The organism is Paraburkholderia caribensis (assembly GCF_002902945.1).
GTDB classification, from domain to species: domain Bacteria; phylum Pseudomonadota; class Gammaproteobacteria; order Burkholderiales; family Burkholderiaceae; genus Paraburkholderia; species Paraburkholderia caribensis.
In genome coordinates, this window is record NZ_CP026102.1 from 235,564 (window position 1) to 258,065 (window position 22,502).

Annotated in this window: 23 protein-coding genes; 7 read left to right on the top strand and 16 right to left on the bottom strand. The window is 61.5% G+C overall.

All coding sequences use genetic code 11. The annotated features are described in order from the left end of the window. Positions 1-23 precede the first annotated feature (23 nt). The 7 genes from C2L66_RS17435 to sapR are packed head-to-tail and all read right to left on the bottom strand — an operon-like array spanning position 24 to position 6,854. A complete protein-coding gene (locus C2L66_RS17435) occupies positions 24-791 on the bottom strand; it encodes an ABC transporter ATP-binding protein (RefSeq protein ID WP_060604247.1) in 768 nt (255 codons plus the stop codon). Next, positions 788-1,669, bottom strand: coding sequence for an ABC transporter ATP-binding protein (locus C2L66_RS17440; protein ID WP_060604244.1), 882 nt, complete (start codon positions 1,667-1,669; stop codon positions 788-790). The genes C2L66_RS17435 and C2L66_RS17440 overlap by 4 nt, the downstream gene beginning before the upstream one ends. A 1-nt stretch (position 1,670) precedes the next feature. Continuing rightward, positions 1,671-2,585, bottom strand: a complete 915-nt coding sequence (gene nikC, locus C2L66_RS17445) for a nickel transporter permease (protein ID WP_054933021.1) — start codon at positions 2,583-2,585, stop codon at positions 1,671-1,673. Between the two features lie 58 nt (positions 2,586-2,643). Continuing rightward, on the bottom strand, positions 2,644-3,714 hold the full coding sequence (locus C2L66_RS17450; RefSeq protein ID WP_060604241.1) for an ABC transporter permease: 1,071 nt from the start codon (positions 3,712-3,714) through the stop codon (positions 2,644-2,646). Positions 3,715-3,727: 13 nt separating this feature from the next. Next, on the bottom strand, positions 3,728-5,335 hold the full coding sequence (locus tag C2L66_RS17455; RefSeq protein WP_060604238.1) for an ABC transporter substrate-binding protein: 1,608 nt from the start codon (positions 5,333-5,335) through the stop codon (positions 3,728-3,730). Between the two features lie 53 nt (positions 5,336-5,388). Then, complete coding sequence (gene ddpX, locus C2L66_RS17460; RefSeq protein ID WP_054933018.1) at positions 5,389-5,955, bottom strand: D-alanyl-D-alanine dipeptidase; 567 nt, start codon at positions 5,953-5,955, stop codon at positions 5,389-5,391. 5 nt (positions 5,956-5,960) lie between these two features. After that, positions 5,961-6,854 carry a sap1 transcriptional regulator SapR gene (gene sapR, locus C2L66_RS17465; protein ID WP_054933017.1) on the bottom strand — a complete coding sequence of 298 codons (894 nt, stop codon included), beginning with the start codon at positions 6,852-6,854 and terminating at the stop codon, positions 5,961-5,963. A gap of 447 nt (positions 6,855-7,301) precedes the next feature. On the opposite strand from sapR, the gene C2L66_RS17470 reads away from it, so the two are divergent. Continuing rightward, on the top strand, positions 7,302-8,765 hold the full coding sequence (locus tag C2L66_RS17470; RefSeq protein WP_060604235.1) for a catalase: 1,464 nt from the start codon (positions 7,302-7,304) through the stop codon (positions 8,763-8,765). 79 nt (positions 8,766-8,844) lie between these two features. On the opposite strand, the gene C2L66_RS17475 is transcribed toward C2L66_RS17470, so the two are convergent. Together C2L66_RS17475 and C2L66_RS17480 are read right to left on the bottom strand one after the other, a co-directional pair. Then, entirely contained in the window at positions 8,845-9,789 is a 945-nt protein-coding gene (locus tag C2L66_RS17475; protein WP_060604232.1) for a LysR family transcriptional regulator, read from the bottom strand. A gap of 90 nt (positions 9,790-9,879) precedes the next feature. Continuing rightward, positions 9,880-10,368, bottom strand: a complete 489-nt coding sequence (locus tag C2L66_RS17480) for a GAF domain-containing protein (RefSeq protein ID WP_054933014.1) — start codon at positions 10,366-10,368, stop codon at positions 9,880-9,882. A gap of 186 nt (positions 10,369-10,554) precedes the next feature. Here C2L66_RS17480 and C2L66_RS17485 point away from each other — a divergent pair, with 186 nt between their 5' ends. Further along, positions 10,555-11,646 (top strand): linear amide C-N hydrolase, encoded by a 1,092-nt coding sequence (locus C2L66_RS17485; RefSeq protein WP_060604229.1) that lies wholly within the window; start codon positions 10,555-10,557, stop codon positions 11,644-11,646. Positions 11,647-11,664: 18 nt separating this feature from the next. Here the strand turns inward: C2L66_RS17485 and C2L66_RS17490 are convergent, their stop codons facing one another. The 6 genes from C2L66_RS17490 to C2L66_RS17510 form a co-directional block, all read right to left on the bottom strand. Next, entirely contained in the window at positions 11,665-12,336 is a 672-nt protein-coding gene (locus tag C2L66_RS17490; RefSeq protein ID WP_060604226.1) for a nitroreductase, read from the bottom strand. Between the two features lie 378 nt (positions 12,337-12,714). Continuing rightward, positions 12,715-13,071 (bottom strand): hypothetical protein, encoded by a 357-nt coding sequence (locus C2L66_RS41430; RefSeq protein ID WP_176056864.1) that lies wholly within the window; start codon positions 13,069-13,071, stop codon positions 12,715-12,717. 615 nt (positions 13,072-13,686) lie between these two features. Then, positions 13,687-13,881, bottom strand: coding sequence for a hypothetical protein (locus C2L66_RS41435; RefSeq protein WP_148654595.1), 195 nt, complete (start codon positions 13,879-13,881; stop codon positions 13,687-13,689). Positions 13,882-13,931: 50 nt separating this feature from the next. Beyond that, positions 13,932-14,564, bottom strand: coding sequence for a transglycosylase SLT domain-containing protein (locus C2L66_RS17500; protein ID WP_233444992.1), 633 nt, complete (start codon positions 14,562-14,564; stop codon positions 13,932-13,934). A gap of 117 nt (positions 14,565-14,681) precedes the next feature. Then, complete coding sequence (locus C2L66_RS17505; protein WP_060604220.1) at positions 14,682-16,235, bottom strand: phospholipase D family protein; 1,554 nt, start codon at positions 16,233-16,235, stop codon at positions 14,682-14,684. A 75-nt stretch (positions 16,236-16,310) separates the two neighbouring features. Continuing rightward, positions 16,311-16,778 (bottom strand): response regulator, encoded by a 468-nt coding sequence (locus C2L66_RS17510; RefSeq protein ID WP_054933003.1) that lies wholly within the window; start codon positions 16,776-16,778, stop codon positions 16,311-16,313. A gap of 252 nt (positions 16,779-17,030) precedes the next feature. On the opposite strand from C2L66_RS17510, the gene C2L66_RS17515 reads away from it, so the two are divergent. From C2L66_RS17515 to C2L66_RS17525, 3 genes are all read left to right on the top strand, one after another. After that, positions 17,031-17,249: a hypothetical protein gene (locus C2L66_RS17515; protein ID WP_060604217.1), complete on the top strand. Its 219-nt coding sequence runs from the start codon at positions 17,031-17,033 to the stop codon at positions 17,247-17,249. Positions 17,250-17,597: 348 nt separating this feature from the next. Next, entirely contained in the window at positions 17,598-19,160 is a 1,563-nt protein-coding gene (locus C2L66_RS17520; protein WP_082433963.1) for a methyl-accepting chemotaxis protein, read from the top strand. A 605-nt stretch (positions 19,161-19,765) separates the two neighbouring features. Further along, the gene (locus C2L66_RS17525) at positions 19,766-20,020 is read left to right on the top strand and encodes a hypothetical protein (protein ID WP_060604214.1); all 255 of its coding nucleotides are present in this window, start codon (positions 19,766-19,768) and stop codon (positions 20,018-20,020) included. Between the two features lie 51 nt (positions 20,021-20,071). Here the strand turns inward: C2L66_RS17525 and C2L66_RS17530 are convergent, their stop codons facing one another. Beyond that, entirely contained in the window at positions 20,072-20,968 is an 897-nt protein-coding gene (locus tag C2L66_RS17530; RefSeq protein WP_054933000.1) for a hypothetical protein, read from the bottom strand. Between the two features lie 210 nt (positions 20,969-21,178). Between C2L66_RS17530 and C2L66_RS17535 the strand changes: the two genes are divergently transcribed. Continuing rightward, complete coding sequence (locus C2L66_RS17535) at positions 21,179-21,712, top strand: carboxymuconolactone decarboxylase family protein (protein WP_036002142.1); 534 nt, start codon at positions 21,179-21,181, stop codon at positions 21,710-21,712. Between the two features lie 205 nt (positions 21,713-21,917). Beyond that, positions 21,918-22,322 (top strand): FKBP-type peptidyl-prolyl cis-trans isomerase, encoded by a 405-nt coding sequence (locus tag C2L66_RS17540; protein ID WP_054933007.1) that lies wholly within the window; start codon positions 21,918-21,920, stop codon positions 22,320-22,322. The last annotated feature ends 180 nt before the right edge of the window (positions 22,323-22,502 follow it).

Here is a 22,502-nt window from a genome sequence, read left to right on the forward strand (position 1 = left end):
CAAAACCCAGAACAGCAACTCAATCACAAAGAAGCATCAACCCCAATCACCTCCACAGCCTTGCGCCGATACCCCCCCGTCGCGAGCAGGAGGCTGCGTGAATACTCACTCTCAACCTGCTGCGCGCGAACGCGCCCAATATCGAGTTCCTCAACAATCTCACCATTACGCATAATCGCGACCCGCGAACACAAAAACCCGACCACCGCGAGATTATGACTAACAAGAATCATCGTCAGATTGCGCTCCTGATGCAGGCGCTTAAGCAGGTTCAATATCTCGGCCTGCACGGAGACATCAAGTGCCGAGGTCGGCTCATCGAGCAACAGCACACGCGGCTCAACAATCAACGCGCGCGCAATCGCAACCCGTTGCCTTTGCCCACCCGACAACTGATGCGGATAGCGAAACCGAAACGACGCATTCAATCCCACTTCACGCAGCGCATTGACGATCCGCTCTTCATGCCGATCAATTCCACTGATACGCAACGGCTCGCGCAATGTCTGATCGACGGTGAAGCGCGGATGCAGCGACCCATACGGGTCCTGAAACACCATCTGCACATCGCGCTTTCGCGCCGCTTGTTCGTGCTGTGCAATACGCATCGTGCCTTGCGCAATCGGCGTAAGCCCACTCAATGCTCGCAGGATCGTCGACTTGCCGGAACCTGACTCGCCAACAAGACCGAACACTTCGCCCTGCGCAACATGAAAGCTGGCATTGCGCACCGCATCGACGGCGCCTGCAGCCGTCTTGAACCGAACCGTCACCGCATCGACGTCGATCATGCGGATGCTCCTTGCACGTCGTTGAGCCAGGCGGGATCGCGCGAGAGAACCGGCAACTCGTCGGGCGGATTGGCAAGCGGCGGGTTCGCAGCCAACAAGCCACGCGTATAAGGATGTTGCGCATGAACGAGATCGCGCGCCGCGCAGGTCTCGACGACGCGCCCCGCGTACATCACCACGACGCGGTCGCAGAACGACATCACAAGCGGCAGATCGTGGCTGATGAAGATGAGGCCAGTATCATGTTTCGCGATCATCTCGTCGAGTACGGCGAGTACCTGCATCGATACGAGCACGTCGAGCGCACTGGTCGGTTCGTCGGCGATCAACAGGCGCGGCCCCGTCGATACCATCATCGCGATCATCACACGCTGCCCCATGCCGCCCGAAAGTTCATGAGGATACGAATCCACCACGCGCTCCGGGTTGCGGATATGCACGGCTTCGAGCGCGGCGATGATCTTCTCGCGCATCGCGCGCCGGCCAAGCTTTGGCTCGTGCAGCGCAAACGCTTCGCGCATCTGCTGCGCCACGGTCATCACCGGGTTCAGCGAGTATTTCGGATCTTGCAGGATCATGCCCATCTGCTGGCCACACAGCTTCCGGCGCTGATCAGCACGCATGTCGAGCAGATCGCTTCCGTCGAAGCGCATCGTCTTCGCCGTGCAATGCGCGGCGGGCGGCAATAATCCCAGCAGTGCGCGACCCGTCAATGATTTACCCGAGCCAGATTCGCCGACAATGCCGAGCCGCTCGCCCTTGTTCAGCGTCAACGAAAGGCCGCGCACCGCTTCGTTCATCGTGCCGTCGTGAGCGCGGAACGCAATGCGCAGATCGTCGATTTCGCACAATGCGCGCGTCGTGTCGTGCGTGCTCATGTCAGTCTCCATGGCGCGGATCGAAAACGTCGCGCAATCCGTCGCCTAGCAGATTGAACGCGAGGCTCACGAGCAGAATCGCAAAGCCTGGAATGGTGGCGACCCACCACGAATCGAGCAGCACGTTGCGGCCCGAAGCGACCATGAAGCCCCATTCGGGACTCGGCGGTTGCGCGCCGAGTCCGAGAAAGCCCAGGCCCGCGACGGTCAGAATAATGCCCGCCATGTCGAGCGTCGCGCGCACGATCACCGACGACGAGCAGAGCGGCACGATATAGCGCAGCAAAATGCGCAGATTAGACGCGCCTTGCAGCCGCGCAACGTGAATGAAGTCGGTCTGTACGAGCCGCAATGTCTCGGCGCGCGCGAGGCGCGCATACGCGGGCCATGCGGTGATCGAAATGGCGATCACCGCATTGAACACACCCGGCCCCAAAGCCGCCGCGAACGCGAGCGCAAGCACGATCTTCGGAAAGGCGAGTGCGATGTCGGTCACGCGCATCAGTACGTTGTCGACCCAGCCGCCGAAAAAGCCCGCCGTCGTGCCGATCAGAAGTCCGATGGGCACGACGACCACGACGACGAGGATCGCTATGGAGAGCGTCAGGCGCGACCCGTAAATGATGCGCGAAAGAATATCGCGGCCGAGCTGATCGGTGCCGAGCCAGTGAGACGCCGAGCCGGGCGGCAACAGCCGGTCGGACAACACCTGCCTGAGCGGGTCGTGCGGCGCGATCCACGGCCCGATGATCGCGACGATCACCAGCAGCACGAGAATCGAAAAGCCGAACACCGACAGCGGATTGCCCCTGAAGCGCCGCCAGCGCCGGTATGCGAGGCCGAGCGCCGCCTGCCGGCGCGATGCGGGCGTGTCGGTCAGCAGCCATTCCTTCAAGGTCGGACGGGGCGTATTCATCGGCCAGTCCGATGTAGAGCGGTCAACAGGAGGTCGCACGTCGATAGTCTCCGTTGCATCAGCGGGCGCGCGGATCGAACACGCGATAGAGCGCGTCGGTCAGCAGATTCAACGCGATGAAGGTGATGCCGATCACGAGCGTGCTGCCAAGCACGGCATTCATGTCGGCGTTGAGCAACGCACCCGTCAGATACGAGCCGATGCCCGGCCACGCGAAGACGATTTCCGTCAACACCGAACCTTCGAGCAAGAAGCTGTACGAGAGCGCGATGACCGTGAGCAGCGGCACCGCGATATTGCCGAACGCATGCACCCACACGACGCGCCGCTCGGACAGGCCTTTGGCGCGCGCTGTGGTGATGTACTCCTGATTCAGCTGGTCGAGCATGAACGAGCGCGTCATCCGGCTCAGATATGCGACCGAGTAGTAGCCGAGTATCGCGGCAGGCAATGCGATGTGCGACAGCGCATTGAAGAACACATCCCATTCGCCCGCCATCAGCGAGTCGATCAGCAGGCTGCCCGTGCGCGGTTCGACCATGCCGTCGAATACCGGGTCGAGCCTGCCCGGTCCCGATACCCAATGCAGTTTTGCGTAGAACAGCAGCAGTCCCATCAGGCCGAGCCAGAACACCGGCACCGAACTGCCGATCAAGCCGATGAAACGCGCCACGTGATCGATCCAGCGGTTGTGCCGGACGGCCGCAATCACGCCGAGCGGCACGCCGACCAGCACGCCGATGATCGTCGACAGTGTCGCGAGTTCGAGCGTCGCGGGGAACACGCGCTTGATGTCGTCGATCACGGGGTTCGCAGTCAGCAGCGATACGCCGAGATCGCCGTGCAGCACCGCGCTCACATAAATAAAGAACTGCTCGGCGAGCGGCTTGTCGAGACCGAGCTGGATGCGCGCGGCCGCGTAGGCGCTCGCCGACGCGCGGTCGCCGAGTATGGCGAGCACGGGATCGATCGGCACCTTGCGGCCGATCACGAAGGTCACGGCCAGCAGGCCCGTGAACGTGATCGCGAGCGTGAGCACCCAGCGCAGCACGCGCAACGTCCAGCGCAAGCCCGCGCTGCGCGCGGACGCAGCGCGGATCTGGTCGATGGGAGTGATCGGTGTCGACATATCCGCCGTGCGCCTATTGCTTTTTCACGTGCAGATATGACACGAGATCGTTGATCGGGCCGACCTCGAGTCCCGACACGCCTGGACGCATCGCCACCTGCGAGACCTGCTGGAACATGATGACGAACGGCGACTTCGCGAGCATTTCCTTCTGCATCGCTTGATAGAGCTGTGCGCGTTTGCCCGGCGACGATTCGGCGAGTGCCGCGTTGGTTTCTTTCGTCAGATCGGGAATGTCCCACGAATTACGCCACGCAAGCATCTTGTACGAAGACTTGTCGGAGTTATCGGGATTCCACGCGTAGCCTTGCGCATTGCTGTGCGGATCGATGTAGTCCGCCGACCATTCGCCGATATAGATATCGTGCTGGCGCGCACGGTACTTCGCGAGCGTCTGCTTGTTGTCGCCCGGAATGATCTCGACCTTGATGCCGCCTTGCGCGAGATTGGCCTGCACGGCCTGCGCAATTTCGTTGTACGGATACGCGCTGCGTACGTCCATGGTCACGTTGAAGCCATTCGGCAAGCCGGCTTTCGCAAGCAACGCCTTTGCTTTGGCCACGTCCTGATGATACGGGTTGCTGTTCAGCGCACCGAGAAAGCCTTCCGGCAGGAACGTCTGATGAACCTTGAAGGTGTTCTTCGTCACGTTCTTCTGGATGCCGTCGTAGTCGATCAGCCATTTCATGGCTTCCTGCACTTCCGGCTTTGCGAGATTCGGGTTCTTCACGTTCAGGCCGAGGTAGAGCAGCGTGGCCTGCGGCACGGACGTCACCGTCACCTTGTTGCCCTTGGTGAGCGTGGCGAGATCGTCGGGGCTGAGATTGCGCGCGACATCCGCGTCGCCGTTTTCGAGCAGCAGGCGCTGACTCGACGCTTCCGGCACATGGCGCATCACGATGCGCTTCATTGCCAGCGGCATGCGGTAGCCGTCGTACTTTTGCAGGATGATGCTGTCGTTTGCCGTCCATTTGACGAGCTTGTATGCACCGGACCCGGCTTCGTTCGTGCGCAGCCATTCGTTGCCGAAATCATTGCCCTTCTGGTGCGACAGCAGCAGCTTCTTGTCGAGCACAGATGCGGGCCACGCGCCAAGCACGTTGAGCACGAAGGTGGGCGCGTACTTCTGGTCAGTCGTAATGCTGACGGTCGAATCGTCGATCTTCTTGACGTTTTGCAGCGCGTTGTCCTTCGTCAGGCCGATGCCTTGCAGCACGGCAGCCGCACCCTTGTCGAGCAGCACGCAGCGCTGGATCGACCATGCGACGTCGTCGGCTGTGAGCGGGTTGCCTGAATGGAACTTGAGATCCGGGCGAATCTTGAACGTGAACGTCAGTCCGTCCGGGCTGACCGTCCACGACTGCGCGACGTCGCCGTTGAATTTCGAGGGGTCTTTCAGATCGACGCGCACGAGTCGATCGTACGTGTTGGCGACATATTCCTCGGGCACCAGCTCGTACACTTCGCCCGGGTCGAGCGTCGAGAATTCGTCGAGCGTGGTGGCGATCACCAGCATGTCTTTCGGGGTGGCCGCCAATGCGGTGCTTGTTGTCGTCATCGTAAGCGTCAGGGCCGAGACAACGGCCACTGCCGCTAGCGCATTGCGCAGAACCAGATTCATACTCGCTCCGTATCGAGAGGGAACATGCGTGGGAAGGCTGAAAAAAGCGTGGATTACATCAGTTTCAACGGGCCGCTTTCGCTGTTGTCGATAATGGGCAGCGCGCGCGAACCGGGTATTTCGTAGTGCCACCACTCGCTGGCAATATGCGTGAAGCCGGCCGCGTGCATGATGCCGAGCAGCAGCAGGCGGTTGCGCTGCACATGCTGCGGCAGTCCGTTGTGAAAATGCTCGGATTCCTTGACCATTGCGTCGAAGCCCGTGCCCATATCGAGCGCTTCGCCGTGGCTGTCGATCAAGGTCAGATCGAGCGCCGTGCCGCGGCTATGATTCGAGCCGCGCCCGAGCTCCGCGATATAGGTCGGGTCGGGCAAGAAGTCCCACAGGACCTGTTGCGCTTGCGGCGGGCGGTACGCATCGAAGATACGCAGCTTCATGCCGATGCTGGCCGCGAGTTCGACCGCCTTGCGCAAGCCGGCTTCGGCGGGCGCGAGCAACAGGCAGTGCGCTTCCTTGTAGATCGGCTTGCCGGTGAAGTTATCGGCGGTGGCGTAGGCGAGGTCGAGTTCGACGCCATGCGTTTCGGGCGTGATGTGAATCAGTTGTGGGGTATCGGTCATGAGAATCAGAGGTCGAATTGATCGAGTTCGCGCTGCAACTCGCGGTTGCGCGCAACCCGTTGATCGATAGCCGGACCCAGTCGTTCGACAATCGACGTCAATAACAGATTGAATAGGCACGTAAGCGGCGCAAGCGAATCCCAGAACTGGCCAACGTCCGTCTTCACCTGAATCAGGTCGCAGGGAAACTCGCGCGCCCACGGGCAATAGAGATCGGTGACGAGTGCAAACGGCAATTCGCGCCGCGTCGCCGCTTCGCAATAGCGTCGCGCGATGCGCGAATAGGCGCGCGTGTCGGTGACGATCAGATATGGCGACGCGAACTCCGAATTGAGCGAATCGACATATGAGCCGGACATGCCGTCGGAATAGAACACGCGCGGACGCAGGTACTCCAGGTAGCTGTAGAACGCGTTGGAAATACCGCGCGTCGATTGAATGCCGAGGATGAATACAGCATCCGCCTCGGCAATGCGCTGCGCGATGCGGGCGAAAATCTCGCCTTGCGCCAGTTGATACACGTAGCGGATGGCGTCGAGTTCGAGATCGAGCGAGCGCGCGGAGGGATCGCCCGCGTCGCCTGCAGCGTTGCCGTTCGCGCCGTTGTCGTTAATGTCGTCGCGCTCGCTGCGGTAAGCGTCGAGCCGGTCGGTGATGAACCACGGGCGCGATTGCGCGCCGCGCAACTCGCGCTTCAGGTCGTCGAGATTGCGATAGCCGACGCTGCGCAGAAATCGCCCCACCGAGATCCCGCTCGTGCCCGTCTGCTGCGCAATCTGGTCCGCCGTTTCGAGGCCGAGGCGTTCGAGGTTCGCCAGCATGTAGCTGGCGATGCGCTTGGCCGTGGGCGTAAGCGTCGCGAAGCTTGCTTCGACTGTGTGGGCGAATGCGGTGGACATCGAGTGTCGTTCGGCGTTTTCTTGGTTAGTTATCTGTCATGGTCCGGCAATCTGGTATGTATATGACAAGGACAATAAAGCGAGCGCTAACTTAAAATTTTTATCGGATCTCGCAAGCTCATAGCACTTTGACCCGGAGCGCATGGAATGTCCCTCATCCGTCATCGCTTCCGGCAGCCCATCTTGCACGCGCCGCATGTCGTGCAATTCAAGGTCTGCCCCTTCACTGCCTGCTTGTTCGAATGGCGCTAAGATCGCTTCCGCAGCAACCGGTCCGTGCTTTCCGGGCACCGCGCGGGCCGGCATGACGACGGCATGACCGTCCCCGATTTCGCCTCCCGAGACAGCGGTTGCCTATCTGCCATGGCGACCGCAGTCGCTGGAAATCCCACAGTACGATCCGGTGGCGCGTCCCCGGAGCTTCCCATCAGTGTTGGAGGGCTAGACGTGAACAAACTGACGACCGCTTTTGGCGCACCCGTTGTAGACAATCAGAATATCCAGACAGCAGGGCCGCGCGGCCCGGCATTGCTGCAGGACGTATGGTTCCTCGAGAAGCTCGCGCACTTCGACCGCGAAGTGATTCCCGAGCGCCGCATGCATGCGAAGGGCTCGGGCGCGTTCGGCACGTTCACGGTCACGCACGACATCTCGAAGTACACGCGCGCCAAAATCTTTTCGCAGATCGGCAAGAAGACGGAACTGTTCGCGCGCTTCTCGACGGTAGCGGGCGAGCGTGGCGCAGCCGATGCCGAGCGCGATATCCGCGGCTTCGCCGTGAAGTTCTATACGGACGAAGGTAACTGGGATCTCGTCGGCAACAACACGCCCGTGTTCTTCCTGCGCGATCCGCTGAAATTTCCGGACCTGAACCACGCGATCAAACGCGACCCCCGCTCGGGCCTGCGCAGCGCCGAAAGCAATTGGGACTTCTGGACGCAACTGCCCGAAGCGCTGCACCAGGTCACGATCGTGATGAGCGATCGCGGCATTCCGAAGTCGTTCCGTCATATGCATGGGTTCGGCAGCCATACGTTCAGCTTCATCAACGCCGACAAGGAACGCTTCTGGGTGAAGTTCCATCTGCACACGCAGCAGGGCATCCAGAACCTGTCGGATGCCGAAGCCACGGCGCTGGTCGGCGCAGACCGCGAAAGCTCGCATCGCGACCTGTACGAATCGATCGAACGCAACGAATTCCCGAAGTGGACGATGTACGTGCAGGTGATGCCCGAAGCGGATGCTTCGAAGACCTCGTACAACCCGTTCGATCTGACCAAGATCTGGCCGAAGAAGGATTACCCGCTGATCGAAGTGGGCGTGATGGAATTGAACCGCAACGCAGACAATCATTTCGCCGATGTCGAGCAGTCCGCGTTCAATCCCGCCAACGTGGTGCCGGGCATCAGCTTCTCGCCGGACAAGATGCTGCAAGGCCGCCTGTTTTCATACGGCGACGCGCAACGCTATCGCCTGGGCGTGAATCACAGTCTGATTCCCGTGAACGCGCCGAGGTGCCCCGTGCACAGCTATCACCGCGACGGCTCGATGCGGGTCGACGGCAACATGGGCGGCGCGACGCCGTACAACCCGAATACGCGCGGCGAATGGCTCGATCAGCCGGATTTCAGCGAGCCGCCGCTGTCGATCGAAGGCGCCGCCGATCACTGGAACCATCGCACCGACGACGACTACTTCTCGCAGCCGGGCAATCTGTTCCGTCTGATGTCGCCGGAGCAGCAGCAGGCGCTGTTCGACAACACGGCGCGTGCGTTGGCGGGCGTGTCGGAGCCGATCCGGAAGCTGCACATCGAGCACTGCACGAAGGCCGATCCCGCGTATGGGCAAGGCGTGGCGGCTGCGCTCGAATCGGCGGGCACAGCGGGTGCGACGCCCAATCGCGCGCTGTGAGATGCGTTTTGCGTAGCGTTTGACGGCTGTTGCCGGTCGCGCTGAAGCTGCCCCGAAGGTCGAAAGGCCTTCGGGGTTTTTATTTCGACTGCGCGAGAGAATCCGGCGCGGAGGCGTCTTGCGACGATGATTTCCAGTCGATCGCGCATTGATCGACGAACCACGCGATGCGCGACTGACAGAACTCGAGATAGGTCCGCACGATCGCGGAAGGATGCCGATGCGACGGATACAGCAGATTGACCTGCTGATCCGGCAGCGGGTACGCGGGCAGCAGCGGGACGAGCCGCCCTTGCCGGATCGAGTCGGCGGCGAGAAAGGGCGGAATCTCGGTGACGAACTCGCCGTTCAGCGCGCGATGACGAAGCTGTGCGTAGTCGTTGGTGGTCAGCACGATATGCGGTTCGACCGTCGTCTTGCCTAGCTGCCATGTGTTGGCGTCATTGGGCGCGCGGTTCCAGAGCGCGCAGGGCAGGCGGCTGAGCGCCGCCGGTTCGCGCGGCATGCCGAAGCGCTCGATCAGTTGCGGACTTGCAACCAGCACATGACGATACGACAGCATGCGCCGCGCAACCATCGCTTCATGCGCAATCGCGCCGACGCGCAAGGCCACGTCGATGCCTTCCTCGATCAGGTCGACGCGCCGCTCGGTCGTGTACACATGCAGCCGGATGTCAGGGTAGCGGCGCTGAAAGTCGTGAAGCAGATCCCACCAGATGTCGAACGCGGGCGGCAGCGAAATGCGCAGCCGGCCTTTGAGCATGGCCTGGTCGGAGACGACGGCTTCCTCGCCGTCTTTGAGAATTTCGACGCCGAGACTTGCGTGCTGGTAGAGCCGGGCGCCCGCATCGGTGAGCCGGGTGCCGCGCGCCGATCGCTCCAGCAACTGCACGTTCAGCTCTTTTTCCAGCGCGCGAATGCGCCGGCTGATGGTGGCGAGCGGCACGCCCATCCGGCTGGCCGCGTTCATGAGACTGCCAGTCTGGACGACGCTGACAAAGATGCGGACGTCGTTGAGGTCCACCGCGTTTCACCCGAAGAGACGATGTGACCGCGATCTTAGTTCAAACGCCTGGTACTGGGGAAGAGGCGGAACCGCCAGGTGACCGGATTTTCAGTGCAGCGATGCGACGAAAATCCGCGCGACTTCTTCCAGCCCGCGGCGGTCTTCGTCGTCGAAGCGGGCCAGCACCGGACTGTCGATATCGAGCACGCCGACCAGTTCGCCACTCGCCTTTTGCAGCGGAATCACGATCTCCGAGCGCGACGCCGAATCGCACGCGATATGCCCCGGAAACGCATCGACATCCGGCACGACCTGGGTCTCGCGCGTTTCGGCTGCGCGGCCGCATACGCCGCGGCCCATCGGAATGCGCACGCAGGCTGGCTTGCCCTGAAACGGGCCGACGACCAGCTCGCCGTCGAGTGCGAAATAAAAACCCGCCCAGTTGAGCTCCGGCAAGCTGTGAAAGATCAGGGCCGACAGATTGGCCGCATTGGCGATCTGATTCGATTCGCCTTCGAGCAGCGACCGCGCCTGCGACGCCAGTTCCCGATAGAACTCGGCCTTGGGCAGCGCGGTATTGATGGTGGCGTCGAACATCGGTTGCTCTCGTGTTGGTTTCAGGAAAGCATGATTTTCGCATCAATGCGCGAAACGCGACGGCGGCCTGCTTTCATGCATGCGCTTTCATCGATCGCGGTACAGAATACGGTTGCCGGATCTTTGAAAGTCATCGCAGTCGTATTGGCAACATGAGCGGCCCGGCGCGGGCCAAAAGGACAGCTGATGCGTACACCGCTTGCGAAGTTCTCCGTGGCGCTGGGAGCCATTGCCGCGCTCTTCATCGCGCTGACGGCCGATGCGTGCACCCGCGCGCTCTATGTCGGCGACGGCAATCTCGTCATCACCGGCCGGTCGATGGACTGGTCCGAAGACATGATGTCGAACCTGTGGGTGTTTCCTGCGGGCATCGAGCGCGATGGGCGCGCCGGGCCCCGCTCGCCGCACTGGAAAGCGAAGTATGGCAGCGTGATCGTGTCGGGCTATGAGATCGGCAGCGTCGACGGAATGAACGAACGCGGACTGGTGGCGAACGCGCTCTATCTGGCGGAGACGGATTACGGCAAGCCCGACCCCGCGCGGGCGCCGATGTCGATCAGCCTGTGGGCGCAATATGCGCTCGACAACTTCGCCAGCGTCGCCGAGGCCGTCGACGTGTTCGGCAAGGAGCCGTTTCAGATCATTGCGCCGCCGCTGCCGAACGGCAAGCCGCTCACCATTCACCTGTCGCTCTCCGATGCGAGTGGCGACTCCGCGATACTCGAGTATCTGGACGGCAAGCTGGTCATCCATCACGGCAAGTCGTACAGGATCATGACGAACTCGCCCATCTACAGCGAGCAGCTTGCGCTGGACACGTACTGGCGCGGCGTCGGGGGCCTGACGTTCCTGCCCGGCACGAACCGCGCGGCCGACCGTTTCGTGCGCGCGTCGTTTCTGCTCGATGCGATTCCGAAGCAGCTCGATCCGAACTACATCGCCGGCGTGCCGAACCGTTCGTATGCGTATCAGGCCGTCGCGAGCGTGATGAGCGTGATGCGTTCCGTCAGCGTGCCGCTCGGCATCAGCACGCCGGATCAGCCGAATCTGTCGTCGACGATCTGGCGCACGGTCGCCGATCAGAAGAACCTCGTTTACTACTTCGATTCGTCGACGCGTCCCGATACGTTCTGGATCGATCTGCACAAGCTTAACCTGAAACCGGGCGCGCCCGTGCTCAAGCTCACCATTGACAAAGGCCAGGTCTATTCGGGCGAAGTTTCGGGGCGATTCGTGCCGACACCGTCGTTCAACTTCATGCCTGCGATGGGGTCGTGACGGTTTCTACTGTGATAGTCAGACGCCGATGAACTGCGCGAATTCGTCCAGCGGCGTGCGCTGCGAGCGCCACTGGTTGATCGCGGCATCCGTATCTTCGTAGCCGATCGCCATGCCGCTGAACAGCATGCGGTCGGCGGGCAGGTCGAGGAACGCGCCGATCGTCCGCGGATACTGCGCCCAGCATTCCTGTGGGCAGCTATGCAGCCCTTCTTCGCGCAACAGCAGCATGACTGTCTGCATGAACATGCCGAGATCGGCCCATTGCGGCGGGCCCATGCGCCGGTCGACGGTGCAAAACAGGGCGAGCGGCGCATCGAAGAAAGTGAAGTTGCGCGCGAATTGCGCCAGGCGCGCGGGCCGGTTTTCACGCGCCACGCCGATGCTGCGGTAAAGGTCTTCGCCCACCTGAAAGCGCCGCTCGCGATACGGCGAGTGAAGGCGAGGCGGATAGACGTTGTATTCCATCTCTTCGCCGTCCGGCGCATCGGCGACGCGTTCGCGCATGATGTGCTTGAGGCGCGCGAGTGCGTCGCCGCCTACCACGTGGATATGCCAGGGCTGCAGATTGCCGCCCGACGGCGAGCGCGCGGCGGTGGCGAGCACACGGCGGATCGCGTCGGGCGGGACAGGCGTCGAAAGGAACTGGCGAACGGATTTGCGGCTCGTGACGGCTTCACTGACGTTCACGCTGTGCTCCTCGAAGGCGTTGCATTTTGCTGGTGCGCGGTGGCGCGGATCGACACAGACCGATGATACAGGCGGCGGACATGCGGCCATTTGCCTGTCGCGCTAAAGCTTCTGTAAGACTTTGCCGTTAATGCGGGCGAAATCAGAACGACCACATAAAACGGGGAGTCGCGTTTGAACACGATGAAGCTGGCCATATCTTTCGCGGCGGGTGCCGCATTCGCGACGTTAGCCGGGTGTGTGACTAGTGAGCAGCAGATCGCCGCAGCGCCCGCGCGGCCGAGGCCGCAGCCTGCTGTCGTCGCCGTGCAGGCGCCGCCGCCACCGCCGCCTGCCGTTGTCGTGCGTGCGCCTGCGCCTGCGCAACCTGTCTATGTGTCAGCGCCGAGCGATGTTTATATTGCGGGTGTCGTGGATCGCGATGTGGTGTTTGTCGGCGGCAGCACGTATTTGTGGGTGGTGGGCCCGGATGGGAAGCGTCATCGGCATTTCTATGCGCGTGGCGACCGGCGTGCTGAAGTGTTTCGACGGCGCGAGCATTTGCGTGTGGAGATGGCACGTCGCGGTGGGCATCCGCCTGTGCATGCGGTCGTGCCGCCGCATCGCGATGAGCATCGTGCGAGGTCGGGGCCGGCGCGGGTGGCCACGAAGAGCGGGCACGATGCGGCGCCGCATGACCGCAAACATCCGCCGCACGTTGATGAGGCGCAGCAGCCGATGCATCGGCAAGGACATGCTGGGTGAGGGGCGAGGATGGTTTGGTTTTTTGCGGTTTGAGGCTTTGCGCTGGCATCCGCGAATTGCTTTTGCTTTCGCGGGCATCCGCGATGCGTTATCTAGCTTCAAGCGTCGCCCCTGTGCGGGGCGGCACCTACTTTTCTTTGCCGCCGCAAAGAAAAGTAGGCAAAAGAAAGCGGCTCACACCGCCAGTGCTAATTCTTGCCTGAGGGCCCCCAAAGGGTCTTACGCTTCACACGGCAACCACATCATTCCTGCTCGTTGCCAGCGCTCTTGCTGAGCGCCTCACCCGCTTCACGCACCCGCGTTTCAGCATGCCGCGCCAGACAGTTCGCCGCCGCCCAGGTGGCAAACTGTGTGTCGGCCCTCGGTGCTCCACATGCTTCACTCCAGCCCGATTGAGCACGCGCTCCACCCTGTAAGAGCGCGAACGTGTACGTCGGGAAAACCTACACACAGTTTGCCACCTGGGCGGCATATGCCATTCGCTGGCGCTTGCCCACGTACGGGTGTTTGAAGTGGGTGAGGCGCCGATTCGGCGCGCTGGCAACGGGCACCAACCAAGGCGCTGGTGTGTGAAGGATGGGGACGTTGGGGGCCCGTGGGCAAACGTCAAGCGCTGGCGGTGTGAGCCGCTTTCTTTTGCCTACTTTTCTTTGCGGCGGCAAAGAAAAGTAGGTGCCGCCCCGCACAGGGGCGACGCTTGAAGCAAGCTAACGAATCGCGGATGCCAGCAAAAGCAAAAGCAAAAGCAAAAGCAAAAGCAAAAGCAAAACCAAAAACCCCGACCAGCAACGCCTGAACCACACAAACAATTCGCCGCTGCCAACCCAAACACACGCGCATGCGCCAAGACGTCAGGGAAGGGCATCCGCTGACATCTTCATGCCCGGCTGCACGTTGCCGCCCAATACCGCACTAAACCGCCGCATATGCACCGCCACGCGGCGCGCATACCCTTTCCCGCCGCCGCTATAGCGCCACAGCGCGGCATCGATATCGCCGTCCGCAGCATCGAGATAACCGCGCAGAATCGACGAGCCGATGCGCACGTTGATGGCGGGATCATCGAGCTCTTTCACGTTGGAAAAAGCACGCGGATGCGCGGCGGGCAGCACCTGCATCAGCCCGCGCGCACCGAGCGTGCTCACGGCGCGCGGATCGAAGCCCGATTCGACCGCCATCACCGACAACAGCAGCACGGGCGACATCGAATAGCGGTTGGCTTCAGTCAGAACGGCTTGCGCGATCGTCAGCGCATCGGTGGCTGAAACGCGGAATTGCGCGCGTAAGGTGGCGACGATATCGGCGGGAGAGGGAAGCGCGGGCAGATCGGCGCCCTGCGTTGCCGACGACGCCTGCGGCGCGGTTTCCGCTTGTGCATGGCCGAACGGCAGCGCGCTGCATAGCGCGAGGCTCGCGGCCATCAACGCGAGCCTGATCAGCGTGTACCGCCACCGTCCTTTGGCCAGATTGTGTTGTTCCTGCATATCGTCTGATACGAGCCCGGATGCAAGCACTCTACGAATATCGCCGTCGAAATTTTCAAAAGAAACGCACAGTGCGCGTAAAAACCGCGTAAAGGCAGGTTCGCCGTGCGGACTCCGCTATAGTTGCGATTCAATCGGCAAGATGCTCAAAAACCAGATACCGGCCTTGCGCATTGCCGACACATCCGGCTCGCTATCGAGTACTTTCACCGTGCCGTCGGGCGCCGTGTCGACCCACACGATACCGCTCGTGCCGTTCGCTTTCGCGCGCAATTCGAGCCGCCATGCAATGCGATCGAGGTTCGGCTCCAGCGTATCGACAACCTGCGCGGCGGCTGGCGCGCTCTCGCAGTACACGCCAATCTCCGTGTTGAGTTCGACCGAACGCGGATCGAGATTCATCGAGCCGATAAAGATGCTGTCGCGGTCGAACACGTATGTTTTCGCATGCAGCGACGCCTTTGACGAGCCGAACAGATGCTTCTTGTCTTCCGTTTTGTCTTCCGCGACGGGTTTCAGTTCGTAGAGCCGCACACCTGCTTCGAGCAGCGCCTTGCGGTAGCGCTGATAGCCGGCATGGACGGCGGCGACGTCGGTGGCGGCGAGCGAGTTGGTCAGCACCGTGACGCGCACCTGCTTTTGCGTGAGTCCCGAGAGCCACGCGACACCTTCTTTTCCAGGCACGAAATACGGCGAGACGACGAGCATCTGTTGCGTCGGCTGCAAGTCGAGCGCCTTGAGTTGCGTCATCAGTTGGCCTTGCGAGTCGCCCGGCGCGCGCGCGATCTTCGCGGGATCGTCGTAGAGCAAAGTGGCTTTGCCCCATGAAAACACGGCATCCTGCGAATGAATGACCTGGGTGAGCCGTGCGCGCGCGTTCACGACGTAGGGGTTGCTTTCCTGCGAAGCCAGATACGCGTCGAGCTGTTTGCGTACGTCGGCCAGTGCCGCAGGGTCCGCCTTGCGGCCCATTAGCACGTCGATCGGATACGCGGCCTCGGAGTTCCAGAAAAGGTCGAATGCCGACGACACGTCATGCACGACAGGTCCATGCACGAGCACATCGAGATCGCCGAACGCGACGTCGTTCGAAGCGCCGAAGTACTCGTCGCCGATGTTGCGCCCGCCGAGTATCGCGCCCTGGTTGTCCGCGATCATCGACTTGTTGTGCATGCGCCGGTTCACGCGAAAGAACTCGGCGGCCATGCCGAGCTTCTTGAACGTACGATTGGCGACGGGGTTGAAGAGACGAATCTGCACGTTCGGATGTGAGTCGAGCGCGAGCAGCAGATTGTCGTCGGCATTGGTGCCGAGATCGTCGAGCAGAATCCGCACGCGTACGCCGCGATCGGCCGCGCGCATCACGGCAGCCGCGAGCCCGCGGCCCGTCAGATCGTCATGCCAGATGTAGTACTGCAAGTCGAGCGTGCGGTCGGCCGCTTCCGCGAGCACGAGCCGCGCGACGAGCGCATCGACGGCATCGGGCAGCAGGTGGAACGCGGTTTCGTCGGGATGCCGCTGTTCTTGCGGCGCGAACGCGATGGCGAGCCGCGTGTTCTGCGTGTCGGTGACGGCGTGCGTCTGGATGCGATCTGCCTGCGGCGGCAGACTCGCGCACGAAGTCAGCAAGGCGACGGTGAAGGCCGCGAGAAGACTTCGTAACTTGATCATGGGCGCGCTCCGCAACGGCGATGCGCGTCAGATTAACGGGACGGAACGGCCCTTACAAGTGGCGTCGCGCGGCAGTTACGAATGATAGTACCCGCGCTTCAACGCGGGCATGGCCAGCAGCGTCGAGAGGATGTCGACGACCGTCAGCGGATCGACGGGCTTTATGCATACGCCGTCGAAGCCGCCGGCGCGCAACTCGGCATAGTCATCGCCCGTTTCGCAGGCGGTGTAGGCGAGCAGCGGCACGCTCGCCATTTCAGGCAACGCTCGCAGTGTACGCGCCACCGCAAGCCCCGACAGGCCCGGCATTGCGATGTCGAGCACGACGCTGTCGGGGCGCCATTCGTTGGCGATCTTCAACGCGTCGCAGCCGTTGTACGCCACGCGTGTGTCGAAGCCGCTGTTGGCAAGAAACGCCGCGAGTGCATCGGCGGAATCGATGTAGTCGTCGACGACCAGCACACGCGGCGGCATCGAATGCGCGGCAAAGCGCGCAGCCGTCCATACGCGGCTTCGGGTTGGAGTGAAGGTTCTGTTGTGCATGCTGTCCCTCCTGCTCTTCTGGCACGGTTTCGGAAGTCTTATGGAGAAGACAGCAACAGGCATTCCACACGCCAAGCGGCGGCATTTGCATCAGATCGACGGTTGCAACGACTGAAATGGAGTGCGCCAGCGTGCAATACAACGTAAAAGGGAGGACCGAGCACGCGATTTGCCATGCTACGATTGATTCATCCGCCGGGAGAAACCCATGCCCGGATTGCATCGCACTTTCTTCGCTACAGGGGGTTTGCCGTGCATTTCGACTACAAGGGATTTCACATCGACTGCCGGGCCAGGCACGACGAGGACGGCCACTATGTCGCCCAAGCCAAGCTCACTCGCGGGGCGACGGCCAATACGCCCGCTGAAGTGCACCACTCGGGCGATATCGATTCATTCGTCGACGAATCCGACGCCATGACATGTGCGCGCACATGGGCGATCGAGTGGATTGACGAAAACTGGGATTGATCTTCCCTTTCACGAAAACCCATAAGGCACGCGTTTTGCCGCCGCACCGGCGGCGCGCAGGCGCTGCCCGTTTTACCCTTTGTTTCTCGCCTACTGAGTACTTTGGCAGGGGCATCCTGCCGATTCCCGCTCGCGTCGATTGAATGCCTGCGTAAAAACCCTAAATTGTTAAATATTGGAAGGCGGAAGCCGATATCCAGTAAATCGGAGCGAATCGGCGCGCAGAACCCGTAGACAGCGCGCGGACACCGCACGAACAACGCCTGAAACCTGAGAGCAGGCGTTTTTTTGCACAAAAAAGATTCATTGCGAAAACAGATTTTGTCGGTAAAAACCCGGGGGCCAGTAATGAAAAAGAACTTGACCATCAAGACAAGGCTGTTCGTCGGTTTTCTGTCCATGGCGGCCATCGCCGTTGTCATTTCCGTTGTTTCGCTATTCAGCCTTGCCAGCACGACGCAGGCATTCGGCCAGTACGTGCATGGCATCGACGCGCGCGCGCAGGTGGCGGCCGAGTTGCGCGCGGCCGTCGATCGTCGCGCGATCGCCGCGCGCAATCTGGTGCTCGTCACGACCCAGGCAGATTTCGACCTCGAGACGGCCGCGGTGAAACGCGCGCATGAGGATGTCGGCATCAAGCTCAAGCAGCTGAACGACATGATCAACAGCGCGAGCGACACGAGCGAAACCGCGCGTTCGCTGGCCGCCGAAATGAATCGCGTCGAAGGGCTTTATGGGCCCGTTGCGCTTAACATCGTGGGCCTCGCGCTGAACAAACATCACGATGAGGCGATCAGGGAAATGGACGACCATTGCCGTCCGCTGCTGGCCGCGCTCGTCAAGGCAACCGACGACTACGCGAGCTACACGAAGAAGCGCCAGGGCGAGATCGTGCAGAACTTCGAGGAGCGCTATGCGATGCTGCGCAACGCCATTCTCGGCGTGAGCGCGCTGGCGATACTCGCATCGCTCGTGCTTGCCATACGCATGGTGCGCTCGATCACGCAACCTATCACGCGCGCCGTCGAAGTCGCGCGCACTGTTGCGACGGGCGACCTGACAAGCCGTATCGTCGTCGACCGCGATGACGAAGCAGGCGAACTGCTGAAGGCGTTGCGCGACATGAACGACCGGCTCACCGAAACGGTCGGCCGTGTGCGATCGAGCAGCGCAAGCGTCTCCACGGCGACGAACGAGATCGCCACGGGCAACAGCGACCTTAGCCGCCGCACGGAGGCGCAGGCTGCATCGTTGCAGGAGACGGCGGCGAGCATGGAACAGTTGACCTCGACCGTCAAGCAGAACGCCGACAGCGCGCAGCATGCGAAGTCGCTGGCGTCGAACGCGTCGGAGATTTCCCAGCGAGGCAGCCACACCGTCGAACGCGTGGTGACGACGATGGAAGCGATCAGCTCCAGCTCGGGCAAGATCGCGGAGATCACCGGGATCATCGAAGGCATTTCGTTCCAGACGAACATTCTCGCTCTGAACGCTGCTGTCGAGGCGGCGCGCGCAGGCGAGGAAGGCCGCGGCTTCGCGGTGGTCGCAGGCGAAGTGCGCAGTCTCGCGCAGCGCTCGGCGCAAGCGGCAAAGGAGATCAAGGAACTGATTGCACGCTCGGTGCAAGAGATCCAGAGCGGCGCGTCTCTCGCAGATGACGCAGGCCGTACGATGGCCGATGTGAACCGGGCTGTCGCGCGCGTTTCCGAAATTATCGCGGAGATCGCTGCGGCTTCAGAAGAGCAAGGGCGAGGCATCGAACAGGTCAACCAGGCGATCTCGCAGATGGACACGGTGACGCAGCAGAACGCGGCGCTGGTGGAACAGGCTTCGGCTGCCTCGCAATCGCTGCGGCATCAGGGCCGCGAACTCGACGATACCGTTTCTTCGTTCAAGCTCGCCGTGGCTTGAACGCGGCCTTTACTAAAGCTGGACGCGACAGCTTGCAAGCGGCGCGATTCATTCGCGCTGCTCGCGTATTCGCGCAGATATCGCATCACCAGGCGATGAATGATTTCCGGCTTCACGTTTTTGCCCAAGCGACAACCGGTAAATCATCAAGTCATATATGCACTTTAGTTTCCATTCGATGTGAAAAAGAAATGCCAGGCGTATCCGTATTGCAAACAGGTTGCAGTGCGGTATAAACCTACTATGATAGGAACAACGCGCCGGTCTCGATCCAGATGCCCATAGCGCCTTGTATGACGGCGTTTCAAAGGGTTTTGTGTTGCCGAGGCCCGCGTGTCGAAGGCCGCCGGGCCGCGTCATGTGCACGGCTTGTCGGCGAATAAAGCGGCATTATCCCGGCGTCAATATTGCGCGATGAAAATCGCGTCGTTATATTTTGCGCCGGAAAACCATGCGCGGTCGTTTGATGTACTCAATTCAATCGCGCTTAACAGATGTGCACGGATGCACCGCTTTGCAGTGCGATCCGATTGCACGCGGAACCTGAGAGAGCAAACGCCGCAGCGGGCGGGGTTGAGCCATGGCGTTTTAGCGGAGAGGGCACGATGAACGCGGCATTGACCATTGAATCGTTCTGGAAGGCATTTTGCGCACGTCAGATTTCGCGTGGGGTATCGCAGGCGCAGCTTCGCGAGTCGAAGACGGCGTTCTATTCGGGCGCGGTCGCCATGTACGACATCATGATGACGGTCACCGATCCCAATCTCGATCCCATAGAAGCACACTCGATACTCGCCGCGCTCTACGACGAGCGGGAAGACTTCCTGCGCATTCACGATATGGCGGCCATCGACCGCTAGCCAGCCGTCAGGCATGACGCGCGGCATCGCGCCGCACAATCATGAATCGCTTTATTGCGCAGTTTGCTGGCGCTGGTACTCGTTCTTCTTCATCTGCAGGTACGCTTGCCTGTCCACTTCGTGCAATTGACGCGGATATTGCTCGGTCGCATCGAACCACGTGGCGAAACGCTGATCGACGCGCTTGTCGGCGGGAAGCGCAAGCGAAGCCAGGTAGGCGTCGATGGCGAGGTAATAGCGCATCGTGTTGCGTTCCACCAGCCCGCGCACTCCGCCCACATAGTCGCCCGACGCTTTGGTGAATCCCACTTTCGCACTGCCTATCGTCGCGAGATACGTCTTCATCGCGATGCGTCCTGCCGTGCCGAATCCATATGAATACGTGAGATGCAGGAACGTGTGTCCTTTTCCGATATCGACGGCTTCGAGCACGATGCGATAGTCCCTCGTGCTGAGCGGTCCCGTTGCCGCGCTCAGATCGACCTGGAAATAATCCGGGTTCGTCGCCACTGACCTGTAGTTGAATTGCACGCGGTACGTGTCGCCGAGTTCCTGCTCCGTCTTCTTGCCCACGTTCATGCTGATGGTCGCGCCGTTGCCGCTGGCGGAGGCGCGGCAGTACTTCGTGTTCAGATGCAGGATCAAGACTTCGCACCAGTTGGCCGGGCCTTGCTGCGGGTCGTTGAAGGCTCGGTTGACGGTGGCGAACGGGTAATCGACGACTGCATAGATGTCGCCCTTCAACGTGTTCGAGGTCTCTTCCGAATCCAGATGGATCGGCCGGTTGAACGCGTTCGACTTGAGTTGCGGCGCGAGCGCGTCGTATTTGTCCTTGAGCGCTGTCGCGTTGTCGTCGGCCCAGCTCAGCGCGCCGAGCGTGAGGCCCATTAGCGCGAACACAACCAGTACGAATCGCCTCGTTATCCGCATGATCCCGTGAGTGCTCATGGCACGCGCTCCCGCTGACGGCGCTGTTATTGGGCAAACGTCGCACGAATATAGCAGAGACAGCGCACCACGCCGGTCAGCCGATGAGCCGTTCGAGCATAAACGTGATTTGAACCAGCATTCACCGTAGCAACGCACGTTCCTAGAATGACTTCCATGCGCTGACCCAGTCGCGCAACGCAAAGACCTCATCAACATATGGAGAACATCATGGAACGTCTGAATCGCCAACCCGTCAGCGAAGCAACCGGCCAGGCAGCAGAACTCTTTACAGGCATCAAGCGCGCGGTCGGCATGGTGCCGAACGCTTATGCGGCCATCGGCTCGAACAGCCCGGCTGCGCTGCAGATCGTGCTCGCCACGGGCGATGCGCTCGGCAAGGGCGCGCTGTCGCGCAAGGAAGTCGAAGCAATCAAGCTCGCGATCAGCGGCGTCGCGGAGTGTGACTACTGTCTCGCTGCTCACTCGCTGGCGGCGAAGAAGGTGGGCATCGCGGCCGACGATCTCGTCGCGCTGCGCGAAGGACGCGATGCAGCCGATGCGCATCTGAATGCCATCGCCACGTTCGCGCGGACCGTGTTCACGTCGCGCGGCACGGTGCCGGCGGCAGTCGTCGATGCCGTGAAGGCGGCGGGTTACAGCGATCAGCAGATTACGGAGACGCTGCTCGCGATCGCCGACATCACGTTCACCAACCTGTTCAACCGGGTCAACGACACGACTGTCGACTTCCCGAAGATCTGAACGCGCGGCGCGTCAACGCTTCGAATCGCGGCTTTTCCCGCGGCGGGTGTTGTCCCGCCGCGGGAGTAGCCGTTCCAGGCGCACAGCGCCTGGAATCGCGCAATGGCGTAGTGCGCACGTATTTGTAGCAAGTTGATTCAGGTCTCCTGCCGCGCAGCGACGATCCGCTAGAATGAGGCTCGCTATTCACACCAAGGAGATACGCGTGAAATCAGTTGTTGCCCTGCTCGCTGCGGCCGCGCTCGCATCGGTGTCGCTCACCGCAAACGCTGCATCGACGGAGAAGTTGCCCTCTGGCGTCGTCGTCGAACACCTGACGCAGGGAAGCGGCCCGCAACCCACGGCGGCCGACGTCGTGCGCGTCAACTACCGCGGCACGCTCGCCAACGGCACCGAGTTCGACAACTCGGCCAAGCATGGCGGCCCCGCAGAGTTTCCGCTCGGCCGCGTGATCCCCTGCTGGACGCAAGGCGTCGCGACCATGAAAGTGGGCGAGAAAGCCAGGCTGACCTGCCCGGCTGCGACCGCGTATGGTTCGCGCGGCGTCGGCGTGATCCCGCCGAACAGCGATCTGACGTTCGAAGTCGAACTGCTCGCGATCGTCAAGTAACAGTAACGTTTCAAAAAAGCCGGTCTTTCAGACCGCGCAACGCCATGCGCAATCCGGCCGCCGAACGGCCGGGTTGCCCCGCCTGGCGCGCCACACCCGGCGCCCCCGTCACGCTGGCTCGACCCGGCAATTGGGACCAGACGCCTGATTATCGTTAACGCTGGCTGGCTGAACGCAAAT